The sequence below is a fragment of the Pseudomonas sp. MB-090624 genome, from assembly GCF_003205245.1.
Taxonomy (GTDB): Bacteria; Pseudomonadota; Gammaproteobacteria; order Pseudomonadales; family Pseudomonadaceae; genus Aquipseudomonas; species Aquipseudomonas juntendi.
Map to the genome: position 1 here is coordinate 1 of NZ_QJRK01000110.1, position 1,115 is coordinate 1,115.

The window sequence follows — 1,115 nt, forward strand, 5'->3', positions numbered from 1 at the left end:
AGCGCCACACACGAAGGCGCTGAACCCTGCTGTCTTTGTCCAAGCCCAGCCCATCAATTCGGCAGCACCGAAATAGCCACCGATCCAACCAGTCAGCAAGTAGCCGACCCGGCGCCAGGTGCTCATGTCCTTGGCGAAGACGACGTAGAAGAAAGCCCCGCCGAAGGACCCCACCAATGTGGCCAGGTCCAACTGCGGGAAGGCAGCACCCAGGCCGACGCTGGCAAGTACGCCGGTCACTGCAAGGGCGCCGGTACTCGGTTCGGCCATAGGGGTGCTCCACAGAAAAAAGAAACCCGCTCAAGGCGGGCATTGGATCAGCAGCGATGCAGCATCCCGCCAGGCTTGAGCTCTTCGCGAAGCAGGCGGCGGACATCATTTTCCAGGCTGGGCCCGAGCTTCAGTTCGTTTGCGACAGAGCTGACACCAACCCCAACACCGGCGATGTAGAAACGGCCATCGTCACCCATGGTTACCTTGAGGCTGTAAGGGCATGGATCGATACCAGCGCTCTCGACTGCGGCCTTGGTGATGAACACCTGTCCGTCGATCACGACGAATGGCTCCCTGGGCTCGTTGGGACGCTTCACCACTTCCAACTGGCCTACACCCGCTTCCCGCAGAACTGCCTGTGCGGCCCGGATCTGCCGGGCAGTCTCGCCGTGGAAGACAACCTTGCCCATGCGCAGAGGCTCGACTGTCTGGCCGGCATCGATGAGCAGGTCTGCGGTTTCGCAGCTGGTCACGCGGCTCGTCAGGCTTGTGGTAGCACGGGCTTCCGCGACTCTGTTGGTCAGCACCGTTACATGGCCGCCTTCCGCGGTGACGGTGCTCGCCAGCGCCTGGACGGCCGTGGTGTCTGCCTTCGTTGCAACCTGGCCGCTTAGGGTGGCCACCTGTGCCTGAAGGTTGCTAACCGAAGCTGACAGGGAAGTGATTGCCGCGAGAACTGGATCGGACATTTGCTTGCTCCAGATACGAAAAAGGCCCACCTGAATGGCGAGCCCTAGACATGCGAAAGGTGGCCCCGTACTACTGTCGAGCTTCCACACAAGACGTTTCACGGAGCGAAAAACGATGAAGGTAACCCTCAAGTGCGCCAAGTGCGGCAGTGA

General features: G+C 61.0%; 2 protein-coding genes. Both read right to left on the minus strand.

The window, feature by feature from the left end; all coding sequences use genetic code 11:
• Positions 1–270 (minus strand): putative holin (locus DMX12_RS28830; RefSeq protein WP_110680097.1); only part of this gene is annotated, 270 nt, incomplete at its 3' end.
• 47 nt (positions 271–317) lie between these two features.
• Positions 318–1,115, minus strand: a 798-nt coding sequence (locus DMX12_RS28835; RefSeq protein ID WP_218277994.1) for a hypothetical protein, incomplete at its 5' end; no start/stop codon positions are given.